The organism is Staphylococcus sp. HMSC034C12 (genome assembly GCF_001835895.1).
GTDB classification, from domain to species: domain Bacteria; phylum Bacillota; class Bacilli; order Staphylococcales; family Staphylococcaceae; genus Staphylococcus; species Staphylococcus hominis.
This window is the reverse complement of the sequence record NZ_KV826326.1, coordinates 24,000-36,955: the sequence shown is the minus strand read 5'-3', so window position 1 is coordinate 36,955 and position 12,956 is coordinate 24,000. Positions and strand designations below refer to the sequence as shown.

General features: G+C 32.6%; 13 protein-coding genes. All 13 read right to left on the bottom strand.

Going from position 1 to position 12,956, the window contains the following annotated elements; all coding sequences use genetic code 11:
• Positions 1-370: 370 nt before the first annotated feature.
• Positions 371-1,861 carry a lysine--tRNA ligase gene (gene lysS, locus HMPREF2629_RS05940; RefSeq protein ID WP_070813210.1) on the bottom strand — a complete coding sequence of 497 codons (1,491 nt, stop codon included), beginning with the start codon at positions 1,859-1,861 and terminating at the stop codon, positions 371-373.
• A 161-nt stretch (positions 1,862-2,022) separates the two neighbouring features.
• Positions 2,023-2,502, bottom strand: a complete 480-nt coding sequence (gene folK, locus HMPREF2629_RS05935) for a 2-amino-4-hydroxy-6-hydroxymethyldihydropteridine diphosphokinase (RefSeq protein WP_070813209.1) — start codon at positions 2,500-2,502, stop codon at positions 2,023-2,025.
• Positions 2,502-2,867, bottom strand: coding sequence for a dihydroneopterin aldolase (gene folB, locus HMPREF2629_RS05930; protein ID WP_017176408.1), 366 nt, complete (start codon positions 2,865-2,867; stop codon positions 2,502-2,504). Before folB ends, folK begins: the two co-directional genes overlap by 1 nt.
• Entirely contained in the window at positions 2,845-3,648 is an 804-nt protein-coding gene (gene folP, locus HMPREF2629_RS05925; RefSeq protein WP_070813208.1) for a dihydropteroate synthase, read from the bottom strand. Before folP ends, folB begins: the two co-directional genes overlap by 23 nt.
• A 181-nt stretch (positions 3,649-3,829) precedes the next feature.
• A complete protein-coding gene (cysK, locus tag HMPREF2629_RS05920; protein WP_002449949.1) occupies positions 3,830-4,762 on the bottom strand; it encodes a cysteine synthase A in 933 nt (310 codons plus the stop codon).
• Positions 4,763-4,958: 196 nt separating this feature from the next.
• The gene (hslO, locus tag HMPREF2629_RS05915) at positions 4,959-5,843 is read right to left on the bottom strand and encodes an Hsp33 family molecular chaperone HslO (protein ID WP_070813207.1); all 885 of its coding nucleotides are present in this window, start codon (positions 5,841-5,843) and stop codon (positions 4,959-4,961) included.
• 211 nt (positions 5,844-6,054) lie between these two features.
• Positions 6,055-8,187: an ATP-dependent zinc metalloprotease FtsH gene (gene ftsH, locus HMPREF2629_RS05910; protein WP_048762012.1), complete on the bottom strand. Its 2,133-nt coding sequence runs from the start codon at positions 8,185-8,187 to the stop codon at positions 6,055-6,057.
• Positions 8,188-8,470: 283 nt separating this feature from the next.
• Entirely contained in the window at positions 8,471-9,010 is a 540-nt protein-coding gene (gene hpt, locus HMPREF2629_RS05905) for a hypoxanthine phosphoribosyltransferase (protein WP_017176412.1), read from the bottom strand.
• Positions 9,011-10,312, bottom strand: coding sequence for a tRNA lysidine(34) synthetase TilS (gene tilS, locus HMPREF2629_RS05900; protein WP_070813206.1), 1,302 nt, complete (start codon positions 10,310-10,312; stop codon positions 9,011-9,013).
• Between the two features lie 207 nt (positions 10,313-10,519).
• Entirely contained in the window at positions 10,520-10,921 is a 402-nt protein-coding gene (locus tag HMPREF2629_RS05895; RefSeq protein WP_017176414.1) for a S1 domain-containing RNA-binding protein, read from the bottom strand.
• Positions 10,922-11,055: 134 nt separating this feature from the next.
• Complete coding sequence (gene divIC, locus HMPREF2629_RS05890) at positions 11,056-11,451, bottom strand: cell division protein DivIC (RefSeq protein WP_017176415.1); 396 nt, start codon at positions 11,449-11,451, stop codon at positions 11,056-11,058.
• 35 nt (positions 11,452-11,486) lie between these two features.
• Positions 11,487-11,768: an RNA-binding S4 domain-containing protein gene (locus HMPREF2629_RS05885; protein WP_017176416.1), complete on the bottom strand. Its 282-nt coding sequence runs from the start codon at positions 11,766-11,768 to the stop codon at positions 11,487-11,489.
• Positions 11,765-12,955 carry a MazG nucleotide pyrophosphohydrolase domain-containing protein gene (locus tag HMPREF2629_RS05880; RefSeq protein WP_070813205.1) on the bottom strand — a complete coding sequence of 397 codons (1,191 nt, stop codon included), beginning with the start codon at positions 12,953-12,955 and terminating at the stop codon, positions 11,765-11,767. Before HMPREF2629_RS05880 ends, HMPREF2629_RS05885 begins: the two co-directional genes overlap by 4 nt.
• Between the last annotated feature and the right edge of the window lies 1 nt (position 12,956).

Below are 12,956 nucleotides of genomic sequence, written 5' to 3'. Positions count from 1 at the left end.
GGGAACAGGTGTGACCTCCTTGCCATTGTCACCAAACAGCAACTTACTTAAACAAGTATATTACTAATTAATTAATTTTTCAATAGTTAATTTTACACTTTATTAAAATTCTTTTTACAAGCGTTTTACAAAATTAACTTTCGTTTTTGACGACTTTTATATCTTATAATAATCAAAGTCTAATGTCAATAAGTTTTTAAAGATTTTTTAAATTAATTTTTAAAAAAGGATTTAATTTTTGAACACTCATAGTATACTACCACATCATATATATAATATCTAGTCCTTTTTTAATTAATTTTTTTCATTTTGTTTTTCATAAAAAAGCGTTGCTTACCTTAGCAAGCAACGCTTTTAATTTATATTGATCTTATTTTTGTCTCATGTAAGGGAATAATAATACATCTCTAATAGATGGTGAATCTGTTAACAACATAACTAAACGATCAATTCCAATTCCTAGTCCGCCTGTTGGTGGCATACCGTATTCAAGCGCTTCAATGTAATCTTCATCCATTTCATGAGCTTCATCGTTACCTTGTTCTTTTTCAACAAGTTGTGCTTCAAAACGTTTACGTTGATCGATTGGATCATTTAATTCTGTGAAGGCATTTGCATGTTCTCTACCTACAATAAACAACTCGAAACGATCAGTAAATCTTGGATCTTCTGGATTTTTCTTAGCAAGTGGAGAAATTTCAATTGGATGTCCATAAATAAATGTAGGTTGAATTAATGTTTCTTCAACTTTTTGTTCAAAGAATTCATTTAAAATATGTCCATATTTCATGTTTTCTGTAATTTCAATACCATGCTCTTTAGCTAATGCTTTAGCTTCTTCATCTGTTTTCACATTATAGAAGTTTACACCTGTAGCCTCTTTAACAGCGTCTACAATATGAAGTCGTTTCCAATCTGATTCTAAGTCAATTTCTTCGCCATTATATTGCACTTTTGCTGAACCTAATACAGTTTGTGCAATATGTCTAACCATAGATTCTGTTAAATCCATAATATCATGATAATCGGCATATGCTTCATATAACTCTATCATAGTAAACTCAGGATTATGGCGTGTTGATACACCTTCATTACGGAATACACGACCAATTTCATAAACTTTTTCTAATCCGCCTACAATTAATCGTTTTAAATGTAACTCTATCGCAATACGCATATATAACGTTGCATCTAGTGCATTATGATGGGTAACAAATGGTCGAGCTGCAGCACCACCAGCGATTTGATGCATCATTGGTGTTTCTACTTCTAAATAACCTCTTTGATTTAAATAATTTCTCATTTCTTGGATGATTTTACTACGGTTAATAAATGTACGAGTACTATCTTGGTTAGTAATTAAATCTAGATAACGTTGGCGATATCTTTGCTCAATATCTTGTAAACCATGAAATTTATCAGGTAATGGTCTTAAAGCTTTAGATAATAATGTAAATGATTTTGCTTTTACTGATAATTCGCCAGTATTTGTTTTAAACATGACACCTTCAATACCTACAATGTCACCTAAATCCGTTGTTTTCCAAAGGTTATCAAAAGGTTCTTCGCCAATTTGATCTTTACGTACATAAATTTGAATTTGACCAGTTAAATCTTGTACATGTGCAAATCCTGCTTTACCTTTACCACGTTTTGTCATTAAACGCCCTGCAATAGAAACATGACTTTCGTCTTCTTTTTCATGTAATTCTTCTTTAGAAAAATGATCCCATTTTTCTTTCAATTCACTTGCAGTAGCTGTGCGTTCAAAGCGTTTACCAAATGGGTCAATTCCTAAATCAATAAGTTCTTGTAATTTTTGTCGACGAACCTGCATTTGGTCATTCATTTCTTCTGACATTACTCTCTCTCCTTTAATCTTCCTGTTTTACTATTAATGGATGTTATGTACTTATTAAAAATATTGTAAAATATTTTCCATTCACTATTTTATACATAGTCACATAGTTAAATTCTTAAAATATATTTATATCTTAAGAATTTAAGCACTTATCTTAGCACTTAATCTTTATATTTCTTAACCGTATCATCTGGAAAAACTAAATCATGAATTTTCTGATTTAATCGTGGATCCTTTTTGTCCGATGCAATATCGTTCAACGGTATAAGTACAAAAGCACGTTCTTGCATTCGTGGGTGAGGTATACTTAAATTGTCTGTTTCAATAATATTATCACTATATAATAAGATATCTATATCTAATGTTCTAGGACCCCAACGTATTTCTCTTACTCGATGCAGTTGTTGTTCAATGTCTAAACAATGCTTAAGCAATTGCTGAGGTGACAACTCTGTTTCAATCTCTAAACACAAATTCAAGAAATTAGGCTGATCAGTATAGCCAATCGGTGCAGTTTCATATATCGATGATTGTTTTGTTACCTTTATACCCTTAATGTTTTCAATTAAATCAATTGCCTTAAGAAGTTGTTGTTTTCTATCACCAATATTACTTCCTAAACCTAAATATGCTTGTACCATTAACGATTCTCCCTCACTATTTCAATACCCACACCATCGTAATGACCAGGTATAGGTGGATTTTCTTTAGTGATTCTGACTTTCGTTTCCATTACACGATTATAGTGTGAATTTATACGTTTTGCAATACGTTCAGCTAGATGCTCGATTAAATTGCAAGGTGGACCTTCAACAATATCTTTTACATCCTCAAATACTTCACCATAATGCACAGTATCTTTAACATTATCTGTCTGCCCCGCTTTTGATAAGTCTACTTTTAAAGTTACGTCTACTAAAAAAATTTGACCTATTTCATTCTCAGCTGCGAGTGCACCATGATACCCATAAAACTTCATCCCTTTAAGAAAGATCATGTCGTTCATTTTCATTCTCCTTCAAAAAATCTATACCTTGAGCTAAACGTACATTTAATTCAACATTATGTACGCGAACTGCTTTTATGCCTTTCATTATACCATAGGCAGTAGTAGCAGCAGTGGCCTCATCTCTTTCTTTTGGTGTCGTATCAGTAGAAATCATCTCTCTAATAAAACGTTTACGACTTGTCGCTAATAAAACTGGATACTCTGTAGCAACTAATTCATCTAAGCGAGCCATTACTTCATTTTCTTCTTTTCTACTTTTGGCAAATCCAATTCCAGGATCTAACCATATTTTATGTTTTGGAACCCCTGCCATTTCTGCTTTATTTGCTTGCTTTATAAGTGTTAATAGCATTTCTTCTACAACTGGTTGGTCACGTTGGCCATCTCCATTATGCATTAACACAATTTCCGCTTCATATTTAGCAACTACATCTAAAATATGAGGATCATATAACCCAGCCCATTGGTCATTAATCATTGTGGCCCCTAATCTTAGACAAGCTTCAGCAACTTCACTGCGATATGTATCTATGGAAATTTGTACATTTAGTTTCACTAATTCTTCTACAACTGGCACTACACGTTGCATTTCTTCTTCTAAAGACACTTCTGTGTGCCCAGGTCTTGTTGATACGCCTCCTACATCAATAATATCTACGCCTTCATCAATCATTTCTTTAGCACGTGTAACTGCGTTATCAATTGAATTATACTGACCACCATCTGAAAATGAATCAGGCGTTACATTTAAGATTCCCATAATTTTTGTTTTACCCACTACCAATCATCCTTTGTTTTAAAAATAAATATGTATACTCACATGATACACTCATTTAGTCTATATTTCAGTATTGTTAACTAAAAGAACCTTTATACTAAAAAATAGCTGGCTCCGCCTTTTACGAAACCAGCCATTTCTTATTTAAAACATGATATTCAAATATCAACTTATATCATCATTAGTCATCGAATGAATATAATGGTGTAGATAAGTAACGTTCACCATTACTTGGTAATACTGTTACAACTGTTTTACCTTTACCTAACTCTTTTGCTTTTTCGATTGCTGCATAAATTGCTGCGCCTGAAGAAATACCTGCTAAGATACCTTCTTCTTTAGCCACACGACGTGATGTTTCCATTGCAGTTTCATTACCAACTTTAATGATACTATCATAAATATTAGTATTTAAAGTATCAGGTACAAAACCAGCACCTAAACCTTGTAATTTATGTGGTCCAGGTTCTCCACCACTTAATACAGGAGATCCTTCTGGTTCAATTGCTACAATTTCAACATTAGGATATTTCTCTTTTAAGACTTTACCTACACCAGATAATGTACCGCCAGTACCAACACCTGCTAAGAAAGCATCAATTTGTTTGCCTTCAAATTGTTCAACTAATTCAGGACCAGTTGTTAATGCATGTACTTCAGGGTTAGCTGGATTTTCAAATTGTTGAGGTTCGAAATAACCATGTTCTTCTTTCAATTCTTTAGCTTTCTTAATAGCACCTTTCATTGCTTCAGATCCAGGTGTTAACACTAATTCCGCACCATATGCTTTTAATAAGTTGCGACGTTCAGAACTCATTGTTTCAGGCATAGTAAATACTGCTTTATAACCTTTAGCTGCACAAACAAATGCTAAACCAATACCAGTATTACCACTTGTTGGTTCTACAATTGTATCACCAGGTTTAATTTTTCCTTCTTTTTCAGCTTTTTCAATCATTGCTAAAGCAATACGGTCTTTTACAGAGCCACCTGGATTTTGATACTCTAATTTTACATATACATCTGCCGCATCTTCATCTACTACGTTTCTTAATTTTACTACCGGTGTGTTGCCAATAATTTGTGTAATATTTTCTACAGGTTTTTGTGCCATCGAAAAAACGCTCCTTTAACTTTCTAATTTAAAACTTAGTTTTTCTATCGGATATAACTATATTCTATCAGAATTTTCTAAAAAGACAAAGATATTTCTTTAAATATGATGTAATATTTTACTTTAATTAGTTACATTTAGTTCTTCCCATAAAAAAAGAGCAATAAACATACGCTTATTGCTCATCAACATTCTACTATTTTTTTATTGTATCAAGTAGTTCTTGAAGTTCGCCTTCAGAATAATGATATTTATTTCCACAAAAATGACACACGGCCTCAGCACCATGATCTTCTTTAATCATATCTTCAATTTCTGCTTCACCTAAACCTTTAATTGCATTTAGGAATTTTTCATGACTACAATTACATTCAAATTGTGCATCCATTGTTTCCAAAATTTGTACATTCTCTTCACCTAAAATTTCATTTAAGATACCTTCTGGCGTTAAGCCTTGTTCAATCAATTTAGAAACTGGCTGCATTTGGTTAATTGCATTTTCTAATTTAGTAATAGTTTCTTCTTTAGCGCCTGGCATGACTTGTATAATAAATCCACCCGCTGCTTTAATAGAATTATCAGGGTTAACAAGTACCCCTAATCCTACTGATGACGGTGTTTGTTCACTTGTCGCAAAATAATAAGTGAAATCTTCTCCAAGTTCACCAGAAACGATTGGACTTGCGCCTGAGAAATAATCTTTCATTCCTACATCCTTAACGACTTGAATTGCACCCTCAGTACCTACTGCTCGTCTTACATCCAATTTACCTTGATCATTAAGTGGAAAATGGGTTTGAGGATGGTCAACATATGCACGGACATTTCCTTGTGCATCTGCATCAGCAATAATTCGACCAATTGGGCCCTTACCATCTACTGTGACAGTAAGCTTTTGATTTCCTTTTAACATTGCCCCCATTAATAACGTTGCTGTCATTGTTCTCCCCATCGCTGCTGAAGCTGTAGGCCATGTATAGTGACGTGTTTGGCCTTCTTGAACTGATTCAGTTGTTAATGCAGCATACGCACGTACTTCTCCATCAAAAGCCAATGATTTAACAATATAATCATGTGTCATTACTCTAATCTCTCCTTTATGTTATTTTATTTCGTTTGTTTCATTTATTTTAAAATCTAATATTAAATCCTTTATTAAGAATATCTATTTTACACTGCTTATTTAAGAATATGAAGTAACTTGCTCTAGGGTATATAATGCTCCTATATCATATTAAAAACTCTTTCGATTAAGGTTATTTAACCCGAGTCGAAAGAGTTTTTATGACTAACTATGATTCTCTATGATTTGAATCTGTTGGATGCTCTATATTTGGAGATTGTTCATAACCTGTTTCATCTCTATCATTTCGTTGTGAATGATTTTGAGATTGATTACGGTCTGAACGATGATTGTTTCTATCATGATCGATTCTGTCATCTTCTCTGCGGTCTTCTGCTTCATCTTTACGACCTTCTTCAAGTTGTTCTTCACGAATGTCATCATAAGATTTACCATATTTACCGTTTGAGAACTCAGAATCATCTCTATCTTCATCTTTTACCACTTTAGCTGCATCATAATCCACTGTTGGTAAAACACCATCATAGAATAATGAACGTATTTGTTCTGCTACTAGTGTTTCTTCAGTTAATAATGTTTTAGCAATCAGTTTCAATTGTGATTCATGTTCTAATAAAATTTGTTTACAACGTTCATATTGTTCTTTAATAATACGTTGAACTTCTTTATCAATTTCATAAGCAATTTGGCCTGAATAGTTAGGTTCACCTTGCATATCTTTACCTAAGAAGACTTGACCGCCACCGCTTGTAGAGAATTGTAAAGGTCCTAATTTCTTACTCATACCATATTCAGTGACCATTGAACGTGCAATTTGTGTTGCTCTTTCAAAGTCGTTTGAAGCACCAGTTGATACTTCATGAAAGTTAATATCTTCAGATACACGACCACCTAAAAGACCACAAATTTTATCTAACAATTCTGGTTCTGTCATTAAGAAGCGGTCTTGTTTAGGTAACATCATTGCGTAACCACCTGCTTGTCCACGAGGCACAATCGTTACTTTGTGTACAACTTCTGCTTCATCAAGTACCATACCAATGACTGTATGCCCTGCTTCATGATGTGCTACAATATTACGTTCTTTATCAGAAATAACACGAGATTTTTTCGCTGGACCCGCAATCACTCGGTCTGTTGCTTCTTCAATATCACGCATATCAATTTTATTTTTACCTTCACGTGCGGCAATTAATGATGCTTCGTTCAATAGGTTTTCTAAATCAGCACCAGAGAAACCAGGCGTTCTTTGAGAAATAGCTTTTAAATCGACAGTTTCATCAAGTGGTTTGTTTTTAGCATGAACATGAAGAATCGCTTCACGGCCTTTAACATCTGGACGACCTACTTGAATTTGTCTATCGAAACGACCAGGACGTAATAATGCAGGGTCTAAAATGTCAGGACGGTTGGTTGCTGCAATCATAATGATACCTTCATTCTCACCGAAACCATCCATTTCAACTAATAATTGGTTAAGCGTTTGTTCACGTTCATCGTGACCGCCACCAACACCTGCACCACGTTGACGACCAACAGCATCAATTTCGTCTATGAAAATAATACATGGTGCATTTTTCTTAGCATTTTCAAATAAATCACGTACTCGACTTGCACCAACACCTACAAACATTTCAACGAAGTCAGAACCACTGATTGAGAAGAATGGAGCTCCAGCTTCACCTGCAACGGCACGTGCTAATAATGTTTTACCTGTACCTGGTGGGCCTACAAGTAAGACACCTTTAGGAATTCTTGAACCCATTTTCTTAAATTTCTTATTATCTTTTAAGAAATCTACAATTTCAATTAACTCTTGTTTTTCTTCGTCTGCCCCAGCAACATCTGAGAAGCGAACACGACGTTTTTGATTGTCGTACATTTTTGCTTTGGATTTACCAAAGTTCATCATACGACCTCCACCGCCGCCACCTTGTGCTTGGCTAAGGAAGAATATAAATAAGAAAGCAATAATTAATACAGGAATAAGCGTTGTCAACATACTGACAAAGACACTTTGTTTTTCTTCTTCTTTAACTGTAAAATCTAATCCTTTTTGGCTACGAGCTTCACTTGTTATTTTTTGTAAATCTTTTTCGTTATTGTATAAAATCGTTGAAGAATAATCTTCATCATTTTTAGTTTTACCACTTACCAAGTACACATTTTGTTCAGGTTGGATTTCTAAAGTTTTAAGATCACCTTTATCCAATTTCTCTACAAACTGTGAATAGGAAAGTTGTTTCGGTGTATTTCCATTACCATTGATATATGAGAAAACACCGAATATAATAACGCCAATAATTGCGATAACTAGCACATTGCGAAAAGCTTTCTGCATGCGTCATTTCCTCCTATTTCTATAATAAAGCTAACAAAAATTGTAACATAATCTAGCTTATAAAGGCTAGTATTTCAACTTTTGTAGCGCTTTTCTAATTCTAGTTAATTATTTTATATTCATCATTTACTCATTCTTTGTTTTCGGCTTTACATATCTATGTATAGTCGTTTCATAAAATGACAATTTTGAATATAAAATGAGTCTACACTAATTTATATCGTTAGTATAGTTATTATATTTAAAAATCTATCTATTGTATTTGCTAATACATTATAAAATTTTATTTATTGTAAATTTCCGGTTTTAATGTACCAATGTAAGGAAGATTTCGATAATGCTCAGCATAATCTAAACCATATCCTACTACAAACTCATCAGGTATTTTTTTGCCAACGTATTTGGCTTCAATATCCGCTTTACGACGGTTCGGTTTATCTAACAATGTAACGATTTCTAATGAGTTAACTTTGCGTGATTGTAGTAATTCAGTAATTGATTTTAAAGTTGTACCTGTTTCTAAAATATCTTCAATAATAAGTACATCTTTGTTTTCAATAGAAGCACTTAAGTCTTTTAAAATTTGTACTTCTCCTGTTGATTCTGTACCACCGTGATAACTTGAAACATCCATAAAATCAATTGCTAAATGTGTATCAATACGTTTAATTAAATCTGCCATAAACATAACTGAACCTTTAAGGATACCAACACAAACAAGTGGTTTATCTTTGTAATCTCTCGTTAATTGTTCACCTAAATCTTTACAAATTTCTTGGATTTCTTCTTCAGTTAATAAAATATCTTTTAAATCATCTTTCATTTATGAGTCATCTCCAATTTTTTTAATATCTATTATATGTTTAAAGCTTGTCGTCACATAAAGTTGTCCTATAGCTATCACTCGTTGTTTTGCATCTAAAATGATGGGTATTTGTGTACGTTCTATGCTATCAATTTTTTTATCAATAAATAAACGACTTACTTTTTTATGTCCATGACTACCATTTAACTTAAACTTATCTCCATCTCTACGTGTTCGAATCGTTAGAGGCCAATCTATTGCTTTATCATTCTCATTTGGATGAATTGTAATTAAATAATGACCAAATTGATATGTATAAGGATGTGTAACAATTTGTTCTTCAAGTAGAGAGTGTTCATAATGAGCCATTATTATAAATTTATCATATGCAATTTGAATTATCCATTTTTCAGTGAGGGGAATTTTAATTTGAGATTGTTTACTCTCAATTTGTTCGAACCATTCATTATAATTTTTTTCTGAAAACGATTTATTTAACTGAAGCATCTCAAATAAACGATCTAGTAAAATCATTTTTGAAATTTCATCTAGTTGATTAAAAGACGCTCGAGATAATTGTATACGTTCTTTATTAAGGTGGATGTTAACATGTTGTTCTATAAAACAACTTATTCGTTGTTGTGTAAGTTGTAATTGTATATCATGCCAATGTTTCAACTTTAATAATTGTTCCACATTGAAGTCCTTATTTTCATCAATAGCTGGTAAAAGTCGATTGCGAATGTCATTTCTTGCATATTTATTATGGTGATTAGATTCATCTTCATAAAAAGGCACATGGTGAATGGTTTGATATTGTTTTATATCATTTTTATATGTCTCTATCAGAGGACGACAAATAAAATAATGATTTCGCTCAGTACATTCATTCATCCCTAATGAATTGCGTGTTGATCGACCAGTAAAAACGCGATAAAAAATCGTTTCAAGTTGATCATTTAAATGATGAGCAGTTAATAACACATCAGCATTTATCTTGCTCATCATCTCATCAAACCATTGATAACGTAAATCTCTCGCTTCAGATTGAATACTTTTTCCTTTTTCTACTATTTTAGATAAATCTAACTGTTTAACATAACAGGGGATTTGATGTTGCTTGCAGAATTGTTTAATAAATCGTTCTTCTTCGACAGATGCATCTCTCAAACCATGATTTACATGCAAGCATGTTATAGATTGATATGAATGTGATAAGTCATTTAATAATTTATATAATAAACACATACTATCAATCCCTGTAGATACTGCAACAGCTAAATGATCCGTCTTTTTCCAAAGAGACGTTTTCACTTTCACATTACTGAACCTCCTGACTTAGGCTAAATAATTGATATAACGAAAAAAGAGTGAGATAGAACTTTAATTTCAGTTCTTTATCTCACCCCTGGCATAGATCTTACATGATCTTATGCCCTTAAGTTATTATCAATACATATTAATCTAGAATAAATGATTGGAACCAGGGCTCCGTTAACTTAGCTATATTTATTCACACAGATATAATTAACGTCTAGATCCTTTACCACCACGTCTTGATTCTGTTTGACGTTTAATAGAAGTCAATTTGTCTTCACTGTCTTTTAAGAAATTACTTAATTTCTTTTCAAAATCTTCTGCTTTTTGTTGAGGCGGTTTATTTTGATTAGATTTGTGATGTGGACGACGAGGACGATCTTTCGCTTTTTTAATTGAGAGACTGATTTTACCATCATCTGCAATAGATAAAACTTTTACCTCCACTTCATCTCCAACTGATAAATGATCTTCTACATTTTCAACATAATTATCAGCAACTTCACTAATATGAACTAAGCCACTTTTACCTTCAGGTAATTCTACAAACGCACCAAATTTTTTGATACCTGTCACTTTACCTTTTAGCTTGTTTCCTACTTCGATTGACATATTCTAAATAAATCCTCCCGATAATGTTTCAATTTTAACCTTATTATATTCCTGTTTTAAAATTTACACAATGCTATAAAACGATTATTTTAAATTAAGCGTTTTACTTTAATTTTTAAAGTTGCCTACTCTTTTTAATTATTACTAGAGGATTTAGAATTAGACGATGATTTATCATTAGGCAATTTAAAAATAATTTCTCCATTGTTACTTAAATAATAGTCATCTCGAGCAACTTTCTCTATATAATCTTTATCGTTAAGATTATTAAGCTCTTCTTTTAATGCTATTTCCTCATCTTGTTTCTTCTGAAATTGTTCTTCTTTATGCTTTCGTTCTATTGTTGCTTGATTGTTACTTTGTTTTTGGAAGACAAGCATGATAGATAGAATAATAATAATCGCTAATAATAATCCTCCAAAAACTGTTACTCTTCGACGAACGACACGCATTCGTTTTTGTTGACGTTGTTTCTTTCGATTTCGTTCTGAAGTATATTGATTATCAATATGTTCTACCTTTTTACTCATAACTTGTCACCTCCTTTAAACGTTTCAATCATAGACTACACTTCTTCAGATTGTGCAGATGGTTGAACTCGTTCTTCTTTAATCAGTTCATACATATTTTTAGCATTTTCTTTTGAGGCATGTTCACTTAATCCAGTTACTTTAACCGTTACACGTTTTTGTCCAAAACGAATGACTAATTCGTCTTCCACTTTTACATCTGTGCCAGCTTTAGCTACATTACCGTTAATTGTTACACGTCCTTGATCACTAATTTCTTTAGCAAGTGTACGACGTTTTACAAGTCTTGATACTTTTAAATATTTATCTAATCTCATTGATCATTCTCCCCTTGTTGTAAATAATTTTTAAGGGTTTCTTCATTAAAATCCTTATTTTTGGTTTTATCATACAATGTCATAAAATGGTCTGCAAATACTTTCTCAAATTTCACACGAGGTATTTTACCTTCTTTTGCTTTTGCATTCTTCCAGACATCATTTAAATCTTCTATTGTTTCAACTGTTTTATCTCCGAATATGTGAGGATGTCGACGAATCATTTTAGCATTTAAACTTTCAATAACTTCTTTAATATCCATATATCCTTCTTTTTTACCAATACTCGCATGAAGTAGCACTTGTAATAAGATATCTCCGAGTTCTTCAATCATATGCCAATCATCTTCATTATCTATTGCTTCAAACAATTCAAATGTTTCTTCTAATAAATAACGTTTAAGTGATTCGTGCGTTTGCACACGATCCCACGGACAGCCTTTTTCATCATCCACTAGATGGTCAATAATATAAACTGCAAAATCAAAATCAGTATACATATCTTCATCACGCGTTATTTTAGGCACAAATACACTTGTCAGATTGTTAAACATATCCTCATTATGATCTAACTCAAATAACGGTACTTCTAATACTTTAGCGCCTTGACTATTAGCGCCTGTAACTATCTTCACTTTAAAATCGTCCGGATAACGTTCCATTAATGTGAGTTTAACATCTGCTGCAATCATCGCACTATATACTTGTGTAATGAGAGTATGTGTTCGAATATTTAATGTGTTTTCTTTCAAAATAGTACCATCTAATAATGTAAATCCATCATTAGGATCTTCATCGATTGCGACAAATATATCATCTATAAAACTTTTCCCACCTAAAATCTTTACATGTATATCATCATTATTTTTATTGTAATCAAGTAATTTAGCAGTCGTCGTTTCAGCTACACGAGGATGTCCAGGCACTACGTAAACAGTATCTTGTATACGCGTTTCTTCTATTAAAGTTTCAACAATATGTTGATACACCGCTTCAAATTGATCATACTTTTCGTACACGTCATCAAAACTTTTAAATTCAATGTCACTTTTTAAATCTTTAATAACAGGATGTTCGAGTGTCCTTGCATATATACTCTGTTGCTGTTTCAAAAAGCGATAGACACCTAAAGGTAAATCATCCATACTATGATTGCCTATACCAACAATGGTAAGGGTATGCGTCATA

Excerpts from the sequence above, each read along its gene's own strand:
- lysS (WP_070813210.1), bottom strand. The coding sequence starts at position 1,861 with ATGTCAGAAGAAATGAATGACCAAATGCAGGTTCGTCGACAAAAATTA.
- folK (WP_070813209.1), bottom strand. The coding sequence starts at position 2,502 with ATGGTACAAGCATATTTAGGTTTAGGAAGTAATATTGGTGATAGAAAA.
- folB (WP_017176408.1), bottom strand. The coding sequence starts at position 2,867 with ATGAACGACATGATCTTTCTTAAAGGGATGAAGTTTTATGGGTATCAT.
- cysK (WP_002449949.1), bottom strand. The coding sequence starts at position 4,762 with ATGGCACAAAAACCTGTAGAAAATATTACACAAATTATTGGCAACACA.
- hslO (WP_070813207.1), bottom strand. The coding sequence starts at position 5,843 with ATGACACATGATTATATTGTTAAATCATTGGCTTTTGATGGAGAAGTA.
- ftsH (WP_048762012.1), bottom strand. The coding sequence starts at position 8,187 with ATGCAGAAAGCTTTTCGCAATGTGCTAGTTATCGCAATTATTGGCGTT.
- hpt (WP_017176412.1), bottom strand. The coding sequence starts at position 9,010 with ATGAAAGATGATTTAAAAGATATTTTATTAACTGAAGAAGAAATCCAA.
- HMPREF2629_RS05895 (WP_017176414.1), bottom strand. The coding sequence starts at position 10,921 with ATGTCAATCGAAGTAGGAAACAAGCTAAAAGGTAAAGTGACAGGTATC.
- divIC (WP_017176415.1), bottom strand. The coding sequence starts at position 11,451 with ATGAGTAAAAAGGTAGAACATATTGATAATCAATATACTTCAGAACGA.
- HMPREF2629_RS05885 (WP_017176416.1), bottom strand. The coding sequence starts at position 11,768 with ATGAGATTAGATAAATATTTAAAAGTATCAAGACTTGTAAAACGTCGT.
- HMPREF2629_RS05880 (WP_070813205.1), bottom strand. The coding sequence starts at position 12,955 with ATGACGCATACCCTTACCATTGTTGGTATAGGCAATCATAGTATGGAT.